The sequence below is a fragment of the Shinella yambaruensis genome (assembly GCF_022899355.1).
Classification (GTDB): Bacteria; Pseudomonadota; Alphaproteobacteria; order Rhizobiales; family Rhizobiaceae; genus Shinella; species Shinella yambaruensis.
The window spans coordinates 86834-104359 of sequence record NZ_JALJCK010000006.1; the positions used below are offsets into that span (position 1 = coordinate 86834).

Consider the following 17526-nt stretch of genomic DNA (forward strand, 5'->3'; position numbering starts at 1 on the left):
GACCATATTCAGCCCGGCACGTCAAGAAAAAGTCAGTCCGGCCTATTGCACCGGCCAGACGTAGAGCAGCGCGGGCACGCTGACCAGCACGATGAGGAAGGACAGCGGCAGGCCGACGCGCGGATAGTCGGCGAACTTGTAGCCGCCCGGTCCCATGACCAGCGTGTTGCACTGGTGGCCGACGGGGGTCAAGAAATCGCAGCCCGCGCCGATCGCCACCGCCATCAGGAAGGCCTCCGGCCGGTAGTCGAGCGCGCCGGCGAAACTCGCGGCGATCGGCGCCATGACCAGCACCGTCGCGGCATTGTTGAGGAAGGGCGTGACGGCCATGGCGGTCAGAAGGATGAGGGCGAGCGCGCCGAAGGGCGGCAGGTGTACGGCGACATCGCCCAGCCAGCCGGCGATGAGCTCGCTGGCGCCTGTCGTGCGCAGGCTGTCGGAGACGGGGATGAGACAGGCGAGCATGATGAGGATCGGCCCGTCGAGCGCGGCATAGGCCTCGCGCAGCGGCACGGCGCGGAAGAGCACCATGGCGACGGCGGCGGCGAAGAAACCGGTCGCCACCGGCACGAGGCCGACGGCGGTGGAGGCCATGGCGGCGATGAGCACCAGCACGGGGATGATCGCCCGGCGGGGGGCGCCGAGCAGGATTTCGCGCTGGGCGAGGGGAAGCAGGCCGAGTTCCGGCAAGAGCGTCGGCAGGGTGCGGTTGTTGCCCTGCAGCACGACCATGTCGCCGGGGCGCAGCCGCACCTCGGAGAGCTTTTCCCGCAGCCGCTCGCCCTGGCGGCTGACGGCGAGCAGGTTGATGCCGTAGGAATGGAACAGCGCGATGCTGCGCGCCGAAATGTCGATCAGCCGGGAATCGTTGCCGACGACGGCCTCGATGGCGCTGATCTCGCCTTCCTCGCCGCGCCCGGCGCGGATCGGCTTGCCGGACAGCATGAGGCCGGCGGCGGAAACGACCTTGTCGAGTGCGCTCGCCGTACCCTCCATCAGGATCGTATCCCTGGCGGCAAGGCGCACGTCGGGCAGCGGGGAGAGGTGGACATGGCCGCGGATGATGGCGGTGGCGATCACCTCGCCGTCGCCATGCTTCAGCACGTCGTTCAGCGACTTGCCGACCGAGGGCGAGCCTTCCTCCACCGTGGCGTCGGAGGAATAGGCGGCGGCCTCCAGCGATTCCTCGATGCTGGCATTGCTGTTCGTGCGTTCCGGCACGATGCGGTTGAAGAACAGCATGAAGAGGATGCCGCAGACCGCCAGCGTGGCGCCGACGGGCGTGAAGTCGAACATGGTGAAGCTCTCGCCGGTGATCTCCTGGCGCAGCCGCGAGACGACGATGTTCGGCGAGGTGCCGATCTGGGTCATCAGGCCGCCGAGCAGCGCGGCGAAGGCCATGGGCATCAGGAATTTCGAGGCGGGCGTGCCGGATTTCCGGGCGAACTGGAAGGCGAGCGGCATCATGATGGCGAGCGCGCCGATGTTCTTGATGAACGCCGAGAGCACCGCGACGGAGACGAGCAGCAGCGCGAGCTGCGCGCGGCCGGCGGTGAGGTTCGGGAAGAAGCGCTTGACCGCGAGGTTGACGATGCCGGAGCGGGCGACGGCCGCGCTCACCATCAGCGCGCTGCCGACGATGATGACGATGTCGTCGCTGAAGCCGGAAAACGCCTTGTCGAAGGGCACGATGCCGAGCGTGAGCGCCAGAAGCAGCGAGCAACAGGCAACGAGGTCGTAGCGGAACCGTCCCCAGATGAACGCCGCCATCATAAGTGAGATGACGACGAAGGCGAAGGTCTGCTCAAGGGTCATGTTATGGTCCGTGCGGCGGGACGATGCTCGGCATGAATTCCGTACGGGCCTTTCCGGTTCCTGCACGACGCGCAAACCGGTTACAAACTTTCGCGGAACAATCCACCCGGCGAAAGGTTTGCCAAGAGAAGGCGGGCCGTGTCAACCGGACGCGACGGAGATGGAGAATGCGGGCGTTTTTCCGGTTTCTTCCCGTGGCCAACGAAACGGCAGTCGAGCTCCCCACCCGTCCGGCCCGTCTTCGACACCCTTCCAAACGGAAGCCGGCGGGACCTTCGTCCCGCCGGTCTTTCTGTGCTAGTGGCCCGAGGCCTTGCTCTTTTGCCGCGCCCGGCGGGAGAACATGTTGAGCACCTCGACAAGGGCCGAGAAGGCCATGGCGGCGTAGACATAGCCCTTCGGCACATGGAAGCCCATGCCTTCGGCGATCAGCGTGGTGCCGATCATCAGGAGGAAGGCGAGCGCCAGCATGACGATCGTCGGGTTCTTCTCGATGAAGTTGGCAAGCGGGGTCGCCGCGAGCAGCATGACCGCAACGGCAACCAGGACGGCGACCACCATGATCGGCAGGTGCGGCGTCATGCCGACGGCCGTGATGATGCTGTCGATGGAGAAGACGAGGTCGAGCAGCAGGATCTGGCCGATCGCCGCCGTGAAGGTCGTCGAGACCGCACCGCCGACCATGTCCTCCTTGTGGTCGATGGGATCGACATTGTGGTGGATCTCCTTCGTCGCCTTCCAGACGAGGAAGAGGCCGCCGGCGATCAGGATCATGTCCTTCCAGGAGAAGCCATGGCCGAAGGCCTCGAAGACCGGGGTGGTGAGCTGGACGATCCAGGCGACGGTGCCGAGCAGCGCAAGGCGCATGATGAGCGCGAGGCCGATGCCGATGCGGCGGGCCCGTTCGCGATGCTCGGGTGGCAGCTTGTTCGTCAGGATCGAGATGAAGATAAGGTTGTCGATGCCGAGAACGACCTCCATCACGATGAGCGTGATGAGGGCTATCCAGGCGGCCGGGTCTTGCACGAGCGCAAGAATGCTGTCCATCCGGTCTTCCTCTCCAAATACGGGTTTGAGAATGGACTTCCGTATTTATGCAGAATTTGACCGCTGACAAGCTGAGCGAGGGCCGTTCAAGCTCATATCACGATTTCGTCATCTGATGGACGGCCGGCCGGCGGTTTTCCCGGCTTTACGGCTTCGCGCCATAGGCTGCGAGGAAGACCCTTATGGCCGAGGCGACGTTCTGCTCGATCACGGCCTTCGGCGGCACCTCCTCCATCGCGCCGAAGAGGCGGGGCTTGAAAAGACCGACCGTTGTGAGCTCGATGAACTGCTTGGCCGCGTGCGCCGTGTCGTCCGAAACGACGATGCCCGCCGCCACCTGACGGTCGAGATATTCCTGCAGCACCGAGACCGGGTTGATCGGCGTTGCGGAGAAGAAGCGGCTACAGAGCTTCGGCAGGCGATGGTTGGCGGCGATCACCATGCGCATGGCACGGATCGTCTTGTCCGCCGTCATGTGGGTGGCGAACAGCGTGCCGAATTCCTTCAGCGTCTCGGTGATCGGCTTCCTGCCGTCCAGCACATGGCGCACCGTTTCGGTGATCCGCCGGCGCTCGCGCTCGATCATCGAGCCGAACAGGTCTTCCTTGTTCTCGAAATAGACGTAGATCGTGCCCTTGGAAACGCCGGCGGCACGCGTGATGTCGTTCATGCTGGCGGCCTCGAAGCCCTGTTCCATGAACACGCGTTTCGCGCCGTCGAGGATCTGCTCGCGCTTGGCGGGATCCTCGCCGGCAATGCGGCGGCCCGTATGCGGGGCTGCCGATTTTTCTTCCGTCGTCTGCATCTCCGTTCCCGCGCTCGAAGCCTCGCCAGCTATTTCGAACCGAGCGGTTCGATTTCTACTTGATATGCGCGAGAAAGAGGACTATGTCAAATCGAACCGAACGGTTCAGTTCGGAATTTTATCCCAGAGATGGTGGCAAGCCCATGTCGACTTCCCATGGCGCCGGCACGGCGAAGGTTCGTCCGGTCAACGATGATTTCGAGGCGGAGACCGCCGAGGCGCGGCCGGCAACCACGGCGGAGGCTGCACCCGCCGCCACCGTGGCCCAGCCGGAGACCAGAAAGGGCGGCCGGCGCCTAGCGCTGCCGATCCTTGCCGTCGCCCTCATCGCCGCCGCCGGCTGGTACGGCCATGAATGGTGGACGAACGGCCGCTTCATGATCTCGACGGACGACGCCTATGTCGAGGGCGATATCGCCTCCATCTCCCCCAAGGTTTCCGGTTATGTGGCCGTGGTCAACGCCGTCGCCAACCAGACGGTGAAGGCCGGCGATCCGCTCGTCACGCTCGATGACGGCGACTATCGGCTCGCCCGCGAGCAGGCCGAGGCGCAGATCGCGACGCAGAAGCTCTCGCTCGGCCGCATCGACGCGCAGATCGAAGGCGCCAGGGCAAGCCTTGCCCAGGCGGATGCCCAGAAGACGGCCTACCAGGCCGCCCTCAGCGGCGCGCAAGTCGCCGAAAAGCGCGCCAAGGAGCTGAACGCCAAGGCCGTCGGCACCACCGCCTCGCTCGACAGCGCCACCGTGGCGCTGGACCAGGCCAAGGCCAATCTCGTCGGCGCGGATGCCAATATCGTTGCCGCCAAGGCGGCCATCACCGTGCTCGAGGCGCAGCGCGCGGAGGCCGAAAGCCAGATCCGCACGCTGGAGCTTGCCCGCGACAAGGCCGAGCGCGACCTCGGCTTCACCGTGCTGAAGGCGCCCTATGACGGCGTCGTCGGCAATATTTCCGTGCAGGTCGGCGATCTCGTCTCGGCCGGCCAGCGCCTTGCGGCCCTTGTTCCGGTGAAGGACCTCTATGTCGAGGCGAACTTCAAGGAAACGCAGATCGCTCGTCTCGTGCCGGGCTCGAAAGTGCATCTGCATGTCGATGCCTTCGAGGAGGACGACATTGTCGGCACGGTGGATTCGATCGCGCCGGCCTCCGGCTCCGTCTTCTCGCTGCTGCCGGCGGAAAACGCCACGGGCAACTTCACCAAGGTCACGCAGCGCGTGCCGGTCCGCATCGCCATCCCCCGGGAAGCGCTCGACACCGGCAAGCTGCGCGCGGGTCTTAGCGTCGTCGTCGACGTCGACAGCCGCACGGCGCCGGACGGCACGGCGCTCGCCGCCCGGGCCGAGTAGAGACCTCCAGCAAGGGAGCGCGGGCCATGGCCGCGACCGCTCAACCGGCAGCCGGCGCCCTGATGGCGGCGCCCGCGCAGGCCGACAAGGTTCCCGTCCGCCGCGTCGTCGCGTTCTTCGCGATGGTCTTCGGCATGTTCATGTCGATCCTCGACATCCAGATCGTCTCGGCCTCGCTCTCGGAGATCCAGGCCGGCCTCGGCGCAGGCGCCGATGAGATCGCCTGGGTGCAGACCTCCTATCTCATCGCCGAGGTCATCATGATCCCGCTGTCGGGCACGCTGGCGCGCATCGTCTCGACGCGCGTGCTCTTCGCCTTCTCGGCCGCCGGCTTCACCCTGGCGAGCGCGCTTGCCGCGACCGCGACGAATATCGACCAGATGATCGTCTACCGCGCCATCCAGGGCTTCATCGGCGGCGGCATGATCCCCTCGGTCTTCGCGGCCGCCTTCACCATCTTCCCGCCCTCCAAGCGGTCGGTCGTCTCGCCGATGATCGGCCTCGTCGCCACGCTCGCGCCCACCATCGGCCCGACGGTCGGCGGCTATCTCAGCCACGCCTTCTCCTGGCACTGGCTGTTCCTCGTCAACATCATCCCCGGCATCATCGTCACGGTGCTGACCTGGAATCTCATCGACTTCGACAAGCCGGAATTCAGCCTGATGAAGCGCTTCGACTGGTGGGGCCTCATCTCCATGGCGGTGTTCCTCGGCTCGCTCGAATATGTGCTGGAAGAGGGCAACAACAAGGACTGGTTCAGCGACGAGCATATCGTCATGGGATCCGTCGCCGTCGTGGTCGGCGCCGTGGTCTTCTTCTGGCGCGCCTTCAAGGTGCCGTTCCCGGTGGTGGACCTACGCGCCTTCGCGAACCGCAACTTCGCCTTCGGCTCGATCTTCTCCTTCACGATGGGCATCGGCCTCTACGGCCTCACCTATCTCTATCCGCTCTATCTGGCGCGCATCCGCGGCTACGATTCGCTGATGATCGGCGAGACGCTGTTCATCTCCGGCCTTGCCATGTTCTGCACGGCGCCGATCGCCGGCATGATGTCGTCGCGGCTCGATCCGCGCGTCATGATGATGATGGGCTTCGGCGGTTTCGCGCTCGGCACCTGGTCGATGACGCAGCTGACGGCCGACTGGGATTTCTACGAACTGCTCGTGCCGCAGATCCTGCGCGGCGTCTCGCTGATGATCTGCATGGTGCCGATCAACAATGTGGCGCTCGGCACGCTCTCGCCCGACCGCATCCGCAATGCCTCCGGCCTCTTCAACCTGACGCGCAATCTCGGCGGCGCCGTGGGGCTCGCGGTCATCAACACGATCCTCACCCAGCGCTCGCAGGAGCATTACCTGCGCCTCTCCGAGCATGTGCAGTGGGGCAATCCCGAAGCCGTCGAGCGCATGAACAGCATGGCCGCGAACTACAGCGCCCATGGCCTCGACGGCCCCGCCATCGCCATCAAGCAGATGGCCGGCATGGTGCAGCAGCAGGCCTATATCCTGTCCTTCATCGACATCTTCGTGCTGCTCACCGGCCTCTTTGCGACGCTCATCTTCTGTGTGCTGGCAATCCGCAAGCCGCAGGGCGCGGTGCGGGGCAGCGGGCACTGAACCTGCCTCTTGCGGTGATCGGGATCGCTCCGTCACAATGGGGTGGTCCTGTCCCTGCCCGGAGGCCCGCTTGTCGTTCGATCCCACGCGCCGTCGTCTCCTCACCGCCGCCGGCGGCCTGGGGCTCTCGCTTGCCTTGCCGGTGTTCCCTTCGCGCGCGGCCCGGCCGGCGACGGATGCGACCTTCCTTTTCTCCTGCGACGTGCATGCCTGCCTCGTCTCGGCGGACGGGCTCAGCCCCAACTGCGCGGACGAGGGCAAAACCGATGCGGCGCTGTTGCGGCATGTCGCGGCGGTGAATGCGGTCGGCGGCCTTGCCTGGCCGGCGGAGATCGACGGCAGGCCGTCCGGCCTTGCCGGCGCCGGCACGACCATCGCGGCGCCGCTCGGCCTGGTGCTCGGCGGCGACATGACGGATGACGGCGGCGGGCAGGTAAAGGTGCCGGGCGAGGGGCGGCAGCTCCAGCAGTTCGCCAGCCGCTACCAGCAGGGCACGGGGCCGGACCGCGTACACTATCCGGTCTATAACGGCCTCGGCAATCACGACCTCGACCAGGACGGCGTGCCGCCGCATCTCGACTGGTACCGGCGAGAATTGCGCGACTATGTCGAACTGAACCACCGCTCCACCGTCTTCTACAAGGCGCCGGTGCCGGTGACGAACTACGATATCGAGTCGGACAATTTCTCCTGGGACTGGGGCGGATTGCATCTCGTGCAGCTCCAGCGCTTCGGCGGCGACGATACCAAGGGCGCCATCAGCGGCCTGCCCTGGCTGAAGCAGGACCTTGCCACCTATGCGGCGGATGGCCGGCCGGTCGTGCTGTTCCAGCACTACGGCTGGGACCGGTTTTCCACCGAACACTGGGATCCGGCGGCAAAGACCTTCGATCCGCAGGGCGCCGGCTCCGCGCACTGGTGGACGGAGGAGGAGCGTGCCGGTCTGCTTTCGACACTGAAGGGGTACAACGTCGTCGGCATCTTCCACGGCCACGAGCATCCGACGCCGATGATCTACGACCGCGAGGGCTACGATATCTTCAAGCCCATCGCGGCCTTCCTGGGCGGCTTTGCGCTTGTCCGCGTCACGAACGGATTCATGGATGTCGTGCTTGCCCGCGCCGGGGACAGGCCGGGTGCGATCATCTTTACCCACGCCTTCAGCAAGCGCTTTTCGGGCTGAAAAATCACGGCCGGGCAGCAGCGTGAAAATTTCTGATTTACGTACATCAGAAATTCCTCTATGGGTCTCGGCACGGAGGAGAAATGAGACCTACGGTTCACGATATTGCCGACAAGGCGGGCGTCAGCCTCGCCACCGTTGACCGCGTCTTGAACGGCCGGCCCGGCGTTCGTGGCGTGACGCGGGCCAGGGTCGAGGCGGCGATTGCGGCGCTCGGCTATGTGCGCGACGTGGCGGCGGCGAACCTTGCCAAGAGCCGGGTCTATCCGCTCGTCTTCATCCTGCCGGCGGGCGACAATCCCTTCATGCGCGGGCTCGAGGCGGAGGTGCGCCGCGCCGGCATGCATTCGGCGAACGAGCGCACCCGGCTTGCCGTCGTCACCGTTCCCGCCTTCGACGCCGGCGCGCTGGCGAAGGCCATCGACGGCGCCATTGCCGAAAAGGTCTCCGGCATCGCCGCCGTCGCGGTGGACGCGCCGGAGGTCTCCGCGGCCATCGGCCGGGCGCATGCGGCCGGCATTCCCCTTGTCACGCTCGTTTCCGACCTTGCCGGTTCCGGCCGCGATCATTTCGTCGGTGTCGACAACATTGCCGCAGGCCGCACGGCCGGCAGCCTGTTGGGGCGTTTCCTCGGTAGCCGGCCCGGTCCCGTCGCCGTGCTCGCCGGCTCGATGCGCGTGCGCGACCATCGCGAGCGCCTGGAGGGTTTTTGCGCTGCGATGGCGGATATGCCCGTCACGCGCGCGATCCTGCCGGTGCTGGAGGGACAGGACGATCCTGCCCGCTCCCGTGCGCTGATTTCCGAGTGCCTCGCCGCCGTTCCGGACCTTGCCGGCATCTACAGCCTCGGTGCCGGCAACCGGGGCCTCGTCGCGGCGCTTGCCGCCGGCGACCGCGACGATATCTGCGTGATCGCCCACGAACTGACGGACCATACCCGCGCCGCGCTCGAAACCGGCACCATCGATGCCGTGCTCAACCAGGACGCCGGCCACGAGGTGCGCAGCGCCATCCGCGTGCTGCGCGCCAAGGCGGACGGCCTGCCCGTCATCGCGGCGCAGGAGCGCATCCGCCTCGACATTTTCATCAAGGACAACCTTCCGGCCGGTCCGGACGGGGATGACGGCAACTAGGGAGAACGCCATGTATCTCGGGATCGACCTCGGCACGTCGAGCGTCAAGGCCATGCTGATCGATGCGGAGCAGACGGTCGTCGGCTCGGCCTCCAGCACGGAGGTGAAGACCGCGCGGCCGCAGGCCGGCTGGTCCGAGCAGGACCCGGCGGACTGGATCCGCGCGACGGAGGAGGCGATCGCCGGCCTTCGCGCCGCCCACCCCGCCGCGCTCGCCGCCGTGCGCGGCATCGGCCTGTCCGGCCACATGCACGGCGCGACGCTGCTCGACGCCGAGGACAGGGTGCTGCGCCCCTGCATCATGTGGAACGACACGCGCAGCCACCGCGAGGCGGCGGCGCTCGATGCGGATCCACGCTTTCGCCGGATCACCGGCAACATCGTCTTTCCCGGCTTCACCGCGCCGAAACTCGCCTGGGTGAAGAACAACGAGCCGGATATCTTCGCGAAGGTCCGCTGGGTCCTGCTGCCGAAGGATTTTCTGCGCGTCTGGCTCACCGGCGAGCACATGTCGGAAATGTCGGATTCGGCGGGCACCTCCTGGCTCGATACGGGCGCGCGCAAATGGTCCGGCGAACTGCTGGCGGCGACCGGGCTCGAGGAGCGCCAGATGCCAGCGCTGGTGGAAGGCACCGATGCCGCCGGCATCCTGCGGCCGGAGCTTGCCGCAAAATGGGGCCTCGGCGCCGGTATCGTCGTTGCCGGCGGGGCGGGGGACAATGCCGCCTCGGCCTGCGGCATGGGCACGGTGCGCGAGGGGGCGGCCTTCGTCTCGCTCGGCACGTCGGGCGTGCTGTTTGCGGCCAATGCCAACTACCTGCCGAACCCGGAAAGTGCCGTGCATGCCTTCTGCCATGCGCTGCCGGGCACCTGGCACCAGATGGGCGTGATCCTGTCGGCCACCGATGCGCTGAACTGGCATTCGCGCGTCACCGGTGCCTCCGCCGCAGACCTGACACAGGAACTCGGCGATGCGCTGAAAGCGCCGTCCGGCGTCACCTTCCTGCCTTATCTTTCGGGCGAGCGCACGCCGCACAACGATGCGGCGATCCGCGGCGCCTTCCTCGGCCTCGGCCATGAGAGCAGCCGCACGGTGTTGACGCAAGCCGTGCTCGAAGGCGTCTCCTTCGCCATCCGCGACAGTCTCGAAGCGTTGAAATCCGCCGGAACGGTGCTCTCCCGCGTCACCGCCATCGGCGGCGGCTCGCGCTCGCGCTACTGGCTGAAATCGATCGCCACCGCGCTGAACCTGCCCGTCGACCTGCCGGCGGACGGCGATTTCGGCGCCGCTTTCGGCGCTGCCCGCCTCGGCCTCGTCGCGGCAACCGGTGCGGACCCCGTTGCGGTCTGCAGTGCGGCAGCGACGGCCGAGACGATCGAACCCGAGACGGCGCTGAGCGCCGCCTACGAGGACGCCTACCAGCGCTATCGCCGCCTCTATCCGGCAATCCGCGCCGCCTACTGACCAGCAAGCACACCAGAGGAGACACCCATGGCCACCGGCTTCTTCGGCGATATCGCCAGGATCAAATATGAAGGCCCCGACAGCACCAACCCGCTCGCCTTCCGCCACTACAATCCCGACGAGATCGTGCTCGGCAAGCGCATGGAGGATCACCTGCGCTTTGCCGTTGCCTACTGGCACACCTTCGTCTGGCCGGGCGGCGACCCCTTCGGCGGGCAGACCTTCGAGCGTCCGTGGTTCGAGGATTCCATGCAGGCGGCCAAGCTGAAGGCTGACGTCGCCTTCGAATTCTTCCAGCTGCTCGGCGTTCCCTTCTACTGCTTCCACGATGCGGACGTGCGGCCGGAGGGCAGGGATTTCGTCGAGAACACGAAGAACCTCAACGAGATCGTCGACTACTTTGAAAAGAAGCAGGCCGAGACAGGCGTGAAGCTGCTGTGGGGCACGGCGAACCTCTTCTCCAACCGTCGCTACATGGGGGGCGCGGCGACCAATCCGGATCCGGATGTCTTCGCCTTCGCCGCGGCGACGGTGAAGACCTGCATCGACGCCACGCACCGCCTCGGCGGCGACAATTACGTGCTGTGGGGTGGCCGCGAGGGCTACGAGACCCTGCTCAACACCAATATCGGCCAGGAGCTCGACCAGCTCGGCCGTTTCGTCAACATGGTCGTCGAATACAAGCACAAGATCGGCTTCAAGGGCGCGATCCTCATCGAGCCGAAGCCACAGGAGCCGACCAAGCACCAGTACGACTACGACGTCGCCACGGTCTACGGTTTCCTCAGGAAATACGGCCTGGAGAAAGAAGTGAAGCTCAACATCGAGCAGGGCCACGCGATCCTCGCCGGCCACTCCTTCGAGCACGAGCTGGCGCTTGCCAATGCGCTCGGCATCTTCGGCTCGATCGACATGAACCGCAACGACTACCAGTCCGGCTGGGACACCGACCAGTTTCCCAACAATGTTCCGGAAATGGCGCTCGCCTTCTATCAGGTGCTCTCCGGCGGTGGCTTCACCACGGGCGGCACGAATTTCGACGCCAAGCTGCGCCGCCAGTCGATCGATCCGGCCGATCTCCTGATCGGCCATATCGGCGGCATGGATTGCTGCGCGCGCGGCGTGAAGGCCGCGGCCCGCATGATCGAGGACAAGGCGCTGTCCGGTCCGCTCGCCGAGCGCTATGCCGGCTGGCAGACGCCGGAAGCGCAGAAGATACTGTCCGGCGGCTCCTCGCTGGACGCGCTGGAAGCCTATGTGCTTGCCGACGGCATCAATCCGCAGCCGCGCTCCGGCAGGCAGGAATTCCTGGAAAACGTCGTCAACCGTTACGTCTGACGTGTCTGGGAGAGGTCATTCATGGACCGGAGAGGGCGCCTTCCTAGCGCCCTTTCTTGTTCGGGGAGACCGTGCGGCGAGCCGCCTCACCTTAGGTGAGATATACTTTGCCTTGCGTCTGGTTGTATTTGGTGTCTTCTTTCCAGATCCCCTAAAATTATATGGGTAAGGAACCATTATTGGAGAAAACTGCAACTTTTTTGACTTCTATCAATTTCTGTAAAGTATCGCCGTTCCGTTCGTAGATGTTTGTTTACCATCTCCTGCGAAAAATCGCGACAGACCGCAAGCCGGAGCCCGATTTGGGGCCGGCGTCGATCGCCGTTCCAACCGCACGAGGATTTCCGGATGTCAGCGCAGGATGCCAAGACCCAGCAACTGAACGAGCGCCTCTCCTTCGTCGAGCTCGACGGTGGCCAGCGTGATGCGCTGAAGCGCGCGCTGCCGACGATCTCCGCCTCGCTCGATGGTGCCCTCGACACCTTCTACCGCAAGGCGCGGGCCACGCCCGAGACGGCGCGTTTCTTTGCCAATGAGGCCCATATCCAGAGTGCCAAGGGCCGGCAGGTCAAGCATTGGGAACTGATCGGCTCGGCGCGTTTCGATACGCAATATGTCGATGCCGTCACCATGATCGGCAAGACGCATGCCCGCCTCGGCCTGGAGCCGCGCTGGTATATCGGCGGTTACGCGCTGATCCTCGAGGCGATCGTCGAGAGCGTCATCGCAAAACATCTCGAAGGCTTCATCTACCGCAAGAAGGCGGCTGCGCTCGGCGAGGAGATCTCGGCCATCGTGAAGGCCGCGCTCGTCGACATGGACTACGCGATCTCCGTCTATCTGGAGGCGCTGCAGGAGGAGCGCGAGAAGGCGGAGGCCGAACGGCAGGCGCTGAATGCCGAGCAGGAAGAGGCGCTGGCTGCGCTCGACACCTCGCTCACCCGCCTTGCGGGCGGCGACCTCACGGCCTCGATCAGCACGCCGCTCGCCCCGCAGTTCGAGCGCCTGCGCTCCAATTTCAACGGGGCGATCGAGAAGCTGGACGACACGCTCGGCGCCATCGTCACGGCGGCGGACGATGCGGCCGGCAATTCCGGCGAACTGGTGAATGCCACGGACGACATGGCCAAGCGCACCGAGCAGCAGGCCGCCTCGCTGGAGGAGACCGCTGCGGCCGTCGAGGAAATCACCACCATTTCCCGCGAGGCCGCACAGCGCGCGGAAGAGGCCCGCCGCGTCGTCGGCAGCGCCACGGACGAGGCCCGGCGCTCCGGCCAGATCGTCGAACAGGCAGTCTCCGCGATGGGCGCCATCCAGGACTCCTCCGGGAAGATCACGCAGATCATCAGCGTCATCGACCAGATCTCGTTCCAGACCAACCTCCTGGCGCTCAATGCCGGCGTCGAGGCGGCGCGGGCGGGCGAGGCGGGCAAGGGCTTCGCCGTCGTGGCGCAGGAGGTGCGCGAACTCGCGCAGAAATCCGCGGACGCGGCCAGGGAGATCAAGGCCCTGATCGACAAGTCCTTCGAGGACGTGCAGCTCGGCGTATCGCTGGTCAACAAGACGGGCGAGGCGCTGCATCATATCGGCGAGCAGGTCGTGCACATCAACGCGCATATCGATGCCATCGCCAGCTCCGCCCGCGAGCAGTCGGCCGGCATTTCCGAGATCAATACGGCCGTCGGCAGCATGGACCAGATGACCCAGCAGAATGCCGCGATGGTCGAGGAGACCAATGCCGCGACGCACAATCTCATGCAGATCAGCACGACGCTGAAGGGTCTCGTCGACCGGTTCACGGTTTCGGCGGCGCGCGAGCAGCGAATGGCAAAGCCGGCCCAGCGCCGCTACGGGTAAGGGTTGGCGGCGTGCGTGCCCGGATCGAGGGCTTCTACCGTTTCTGGAACCGCCGCGACGGCGCGGAGACCGAATTGCGCACGATCAGATCCGGCCGGAGCAGGATTTCCGTGTCAGTCGGCTCGCTGTCGGAAAGAAGCTCGAACAGCAGCGCCATGGCGCTCTTGCCGATCGCGGTGCGCGGCTGGCGGATGGTGGTGAGCGAAGGCGTCATGAAGCTCGCCTGCGGCACGTCGTCGAAGCCGGTGACGGAAAAGTCGTTCGGAATGTCGTAGCCGCGCGCGCCGAGGCCGATCATCACGCCGATCGCCGTCTGGTCGTTGACGCACATGAAGGCGCTCGGCAGCGTGTCGCGCATGAAGAGTTGCTCGAGCGCGAGGCGCCCGCTCTCGATCGTGCCGTCGCCCTCCAGGATGATGCGCTCGCCGGCCGGCACGCCCGCGGCGTCGAGCCCGGCATCATAGCCCTGGCGGCGCCGGCTATAGGCAAGGCGCGTGCGCGAATCGCCGATGAAGGCGATCTTGCGATGTCCCTCGGCAATGAGGAGATCGACCGCCTTGCGCGCGCCTTCGATGTCGTCGACGCCGACATAGGGGATGCCGCCATTGTAGACCGGCTCGAAGACGCCGACGCTGGGCGGCAGGCGGGCCGTCATGGACTGGTGGCCGAAGGGCAGGATGCCGGTGAAGAGGATCAGCCCGGCCGCCTGGTTGGAATTCAGGAACTTCAGGTATTCGAGGCCGCGCTGCGGATCGTTCTGCGTATGGCCGATCAGGATGCCGTAGCCGTGCGCGCGCGCCTCGTTCTCCAGGCCGACGAGGATGTTGGAGAAGTTCGGGTCGCCGATGTCGGGTGCCACGACGAGGATCATGTTCGACCGGCCGAGGCGCAGGCTGCGCGCCATCGCATTGGTCGTATAACCGGTGATCGCGATCGCTTGGTTGACCTTCAGCCGCGTCGAGTTGGCCACCTTTTCCGGGGTGTGGATCGCCCGCGATACGGTCGCGATCGAGACCTGCGCGATGCGCGCAACATCCTCGATCGTGGCGGGGCTGGACGTCGACAAACTGGCTCTCACTCGGCACGGGCAAGTCCGGCGGGGGTGCGAAGCGCAGCATCCGGAATTGCATTAACAAACGAAGTGCGGGGGACACTACACAGACTGGACTGAGGGTCAAACGGCGCTTGGTGAAAATTCCTGATATCCCATGATGTAAACCTTTACATGGATCGTGTAAAGGTTTACATCGTTTCTCAAGCGGTCGAGGAGCCGCAGGGAGGAAATCATGAATCCGGACGCTGCCGACGGGGCTCCCGTCGTTCTCGCTGCACGCCGCATCGCCAAGTCTTTCAATGGCGTGCAGGTGCTGTTCAGCGTCAATTTCGAGCTGCGCGCCGGTGAGATCCATGCCCTGATGGGCGAGAACGGCGCGGGCAAGTCGACGCTCGTGAAGATCCTCTCCGGCTTCGAGCAGCCGACATCGGGCGAGATCCTTCTTGACGGCCAGCCGGTCAAGCTGCCGCCGAACGGCCAGGCCGAGCAGCTCGGCATCGTCATCATCCACCAGGAATTCAACCTCGCCGAACACCTGACCGTCACCGAGAGCCTGTTTCTCGGCCGGGAAGTGACGCGCTACGGCGTGCTCGACCGGAAATTCATGCGCGCCGAAACGCGCCGCGTGCTCGACCAGCTCGGATCCCATGTCGACGAGAACGCGTTGATCAGTTCGCTCTCCATCGCCGACAAGCAGATGGTGGAGATCGCCAAGGCCATCAGCCGCGATGCGCGCATCATCTTCATGGACGAGCCGACGGCCGTGCTCTCGCGCGAGGAGACCAGCTATCTCTTCCGCCAGGTGCGCAAATTGCGCGAGGAGGGCACCTCCTTCGTCTTCGTCTCGCACAAGCTGGACGAGGTGATGGAGCTCACCGACCGGGTCACGGTGCTGCGCGACGGGCAATGGGTGAAGACCGCGCCCACCGCCATTCTCGACGGCGAGTCGATCGCCCAGCTGATGGTCGGCCGCGAGCTTTCCAGCCTCTATCCCTCCAAGCAGGAGCCCAGCGTCGACGAAGAGGTAACGCTCGCCGTGGCGGGCCTTTCGACCCACTACGTCAAGGATGCGAGCTTCGAGGTGCGCAAGGGCGAGATTCTCGGTTTTTCCGGGCTGATCGGCTCCGGGCGCTCGGAATTGATGGAGGCCGTGGCGGGGCTGCGCCCGCGCCTTTCCGGTGAGGTTTCGGTGCGCGGGGAAAGCGTGCCGGGCGGCGACGTGCATGCCGCCAACCGCGTCGGCATCGCCTATATGACGAAGGACCGCAAGCACAAGGGCCTGCTCCTGAATTCCCGCATGACGGCGAACCTCACGCTGCAATCGCTGGAGAAGCACGGTCATTACGGTTACCTCAGCCCGAAGAGCGAGGCGGAGGCGCTGGAGCGCGCGCGCCGGCGCTTCGATATCCGCGTGCGCGACGGACGCGTCGTCGCCGGCCGCATGTCGGGCGGCAACCAGCAGAAGCTGCTGCTTGCCAAGGTCATGGAGACCGAGCCCGACGTTATCATCATCGACGAGCCGACACGCGGCATCGATGTCGGCACCAAGCAGCAGATCTACCATTTCATCTCGGCGCTCGCCCGCGACGGCAAGTCGATCATCGTCGTCTCTTCCGAGATGCCGGAGATCATCGGCCTGTGCACCCGCGTCGCCGTGATGCGGGAAGGGCGGATCGTCGGCATTCTCGAAGGCGAGGAGATCTCCGAGCAGGAGATCATGCGCTATTCGGCAGGGTTGAAGAAGAAGGCCGCTGCCTGAGCCTTGCGCCGGCGGCATCACACAGAATTCAAGGTTGGGGACGGACATGACGGCAAGCGAAGACGCGGTCGAAACGAAGGGCAAGGGTCGCAGCTGGCGGGATGTCGACCTGAGGGCCGTCGCGCCCTTCGCGGCGCTGGCCCTGCTGCTCGTCGTCGGCGCGCTGGTGAACCCCAACTTCATCGGCTTCACCAATCTGGCGAACGTGGCGACGCGCAGCGCCTTCATCGCGATCATCGCGGTCGGCGCCACCTTCGTCATCTCGTCCGGCGACCTTGATCTCTCGGTCGGCGCCATGGTCGCCTTCGTCGCCAGCCTCATGATCCTCTTCATGAATTCCGGCGCGATCGCCGATCCCTCGCTGATGCTGACCGCGGCGATGGTTCTTACGGTCGTCATCGGCGCGGGATGCGGCCTTCTGAACGGCCTCATCACCACCGTCGGCAAGATCGAGCCCTTCATCGCGACGCTCGGCACGATGGGCATCTATCGCGGCCTGACGACCTGGCTTTCGCAGGGCGGCGCGATCACGCTGCGCGAGCCGGAATTGCAGGCGCTCTATCGCCCGGTCTATTTCGGCTCGATCTTCGGCGTGCCGGTGCCGATCGCCGTCATCCTCGTCGTCACCGCCATCGCCGCCTTCGTGCTTTATCGCATGCGCTATGGCCGGCATGTCGTGGCGGTCGGTTCGAACAGGGATGTCGCGCGCTATTCGGGCATTCCGGTCGACCGCGTGCGCACCATCGCCTTCGTCATCCAGGGCCTGTGCGTCGCCATCGCCGTGCTGCTCTATGTGCCGCGCCTCGGGTCCACCTCGGCGACGACGGGCATCCTGTGGGAGTTGCAGGCGATCACCGCGGTCGTCGTCGGCGGTACGGCTCTGAAGGGCGGGGCGGGGCGTGTCTGGGGCACGATCTGCGGCGCCTTCATCCTCGAATTGGTCGGCAACATCATGCTGCTTTCCAACTTCATCAGCGAATACCTGATCGGGGCCATCCAGGGCGCGATCATCATCATTGCGATGCTCGTCCAGCGCTCGCTGGTGCGCAAATCGTGAGACCAGGCAGTTCCAGCCATGGAATTGCGGGGAAGTAGCCGGGTCTACAGG

At 65.5% G+C, this 17526-nt stretch carries 13 protein-coding genes; 9 read left to right on the forward strand and 4 right to left on the reverse strand.

The window, feature by feature from the left end; all coding sequences use genetic code 11:
- Positions 1-42: 42 nt before the first annotated feature.
- The 3 genes from MUU56_RS15500 to MUU56_RS15510 all read right to left on the reverse strand — a co-directional run bounded on the left by MUU56_RS15500 (position 43) and on the right by MUU56_RS15510 (position 3667).
- On the reverse strand, positions 43-1815 hold the full coding sequence (locus MUU56_RS15500) for an SLC13 family permease (protein WP_244768197.1): 1773 nt from the start codon (positions 1813-1815) through the stop codon (positions 43-45).
- A 297-nt stretch (positions 1816-2112) separates the two neighbouring features.
- Positions 2113-2862: a TerC family protein gene (locus MUU56_RS15505; protein WP_244768198.1), complete on the reverse strand. Its 750-nt coding sequence runs from the start codon at positions 2860-2862 to the stop codon at positions 2113-2115.
- Between the two features lie 145 nt (positions 2863-3007).
- Positions 3008-3667 (reverse strand): TetR/AcrR family transcriptional regulator, encoded by a 660-nt coding sequence (locus tag MUU56_RS15510; RefSeq protein ID WP_244768199.1) that lies wholly within the window; start codon positions 3665-3667, stop codon positions 3008-3010.
- Positions 3668-3810: 143 nt separating this feature from the next.
- On the opposite strand from MUU56_RS15510, the gene MUU56_RS15515 reads away from it, so the two are divergent.
- From MUU56_RS15515 to MUU56_RS15545, 7 genes are all read left to right on the forward strand, one after another.
- Positions 3811-5013, forward strand: coding sequence for an HlyD family secretion protein (locus MUU56_RS15515; protein WP_244768200.1), 1203 nt, complete (start codon positions 3811-3813; stop codon positions 5011-5013).
- 26 nt (positions 5014-5039) lie between these two features.
- On the forward strand, positions 5040-6629 hold the full coding sequence (locus MUU56_RS15520; protein WP_244768201.1) for a DHA2 family efflux MFS transporter permease subunit: 1590 nt from the start codon (positions 5040-5042) through the stop codon (positions 6627-6629).
- 37 nt (positions 6630-6666) lie between these two features.
- A complete protein-coding gene (locus MUU56_RS15525) occupies positions 6667-7812 on the forward strand; it encodes a metallophosphoesterase (protein ID WP_398432643.1) in 1146 nt (381 codons plus the stop codon).
- 83 nt (positions 7813-7895) lie between these two features.
- Positions 7896-8945, forward strand: a complete 1050-nt coding sequence (locus MUU56_RS15530) for a LacI family DNA-binding transcriptional regulator (RefSeq protein ID WP_244768203.1) — start codon at positions 7896-7898, stop codon at positions 8943-8945.
- Positions 8946-8955: 10 nt separating this feature from the next.
- Positions 8956-10410 (forward strand): xylulokinase, encoded by a 1455-nt coding sequence (xylB, locus tag MUU56_RS15535; RefSeq protein WP_244768204.1) that lies wholly within the window; start codon positions 8956-8958, stop codon positions 10408-10410.
- 27 nt (positions 10411-10437) lie between these two features.
- Positions 10438-11748 (forward strand): xylose isomerase, encoded by a 1311-nt coding sequence (xylA, locus tag MUU56_RS15540; RefSeq protein ID WP_244768205.1) that lies wholly within the window; start codon positions 10438-10440, stop codon positions 11746-11748.
- Between the two features lie 348 nt (positions 11749-12096).
- Positions 12097-13605, forward strand: a complete 1509-nt coding sequence (locus MUU56_RS15545) for a methyl-accepting chemotaxis protein (protein WP_244768206.1) — start codon at positions 12097-12099, stop codon at positions 13603-13605.
- Between the two features lie 34 nt (positions 13606-13639).
- On the opposite strand, the gene MUU56_RS15550 is transcribed toward MUU56_RS15545, so the two are convergent.
- Entirely contained in the window at positions 13640-14671 is a 1032-nt protein-coding gene (locus MUU56_RS15550; protein ID WP_244768207.1) for a LacI family DNA-binding transcriptional regulator, read from the reverse strand.
- A 220-nt stretch (positions 14672-14891) separates the two neighbouring features.
- Between MUU56_RS15550 and MUU56_RS15555 the strand changes: the two genes are divergently transcribed.
- A complete protein-coding gene (locus MUU56_RS15555; protein WP_244768208.1) occupies positions 14892-16418 on the forward strand; it encodes a sugar ABC transporter ATP-binding protein in 1527 nt (508 codons plus the stop codon).
- A 46-nt stretch (positions 16419-16464) separates the two neighbouring features.
- Positions 16465-17475, forward strand: coding sequence for an ABC transporter permease (locus tag MUU56_RS15560; protein WP_244768209.1), 1011 nt, complete (start codon positions 16465-16467; stop codon positions 17473-17475).
- Positions 17476-17526 lie beyond the last annotated feature (51 nt).

Coding starts and splice junctions, on each gene's coding strand:
- MUU56_RS15560 (WP_244768209.1), top strand. CDS start 16,465: ATGACGGCAAGCGAAGACGCGGTCGAAACGAAGGGCAAGGGTCGCAGC.
- MUU56_RS15510 (WP_244768199.1), bottom strand. CDS start 3,667: ATGCAGACGACGGAAGAAAAATCGGCAGCCCCGCATACGGGCCGCCGC.
- xylB (WP_244768204.1), top strand. CDS start 8,956: ATGTATCTCGGGATCGACCTCGGCACGTCGAGCGTCAAGGCCATGCTG.
- MUU56_RS15555 (WP_244768208.1), top strand. CDS start 14,892: ATGAATCCGGACGCTGCCGACGGGGCTCCCGTCGTTCTCGCTGCACGC.
- MUU56_RS15530 (WP_244768203.1), top strand. CDS start 7,896: ATGAGACCTACGGTTCACGATATTGCCGACAAGGCGGGCGTCAGCCTC.
- MUU56_RS15525 (WP_398432643.1), top strand. CDS start 6,667: ATGGGGTGGTCCTGTCCCTGCCCGGAGGCCCGCTTGTCGTTCGATCCC.
- MUU56_RS15545 (WP_244768206.1), top strand. CDS start 12,097: ATGTCAGCGCAGGATGCCAAGACCCAGCAACTGAACGAGCGCCTCTCC.
- MUU56_RS15520 (WP_244768201.1), top strand. CDS start 5,040: ATGGCCGCGACCGCTCAACCGGCAGCCGGCGCCCTGATGGCGGCGCCC.
- MUU56_RS15500 (WP_244768197.1), bottom strand. CDS start 1,815: ATGACCCTTGAGCAGACCTTCGCCTTCGTCGTCATCTCACTTATGATG.
- MUU56_RS15515 (WP_244768200.1), top strand. CDS start 3,811: ATGTCGACTTCCCATGGCGCCGGCACGGCGAAGGTTCGTCCGGTCAAC.
- MUU56_RS15505 (WP_244768198.1), bottom strand. CDS start 2,862: ATGGACAGCATTCTTGCGCTCGTGCAAGACCCGGCCGCCTGGATAGCC.
- xylA (WP_244768205.1), top strand. CDS start 10,438: ATGGCCACCGGCTTCTTCGGCGATATCGCCAGGATCAAATATGAAGGC.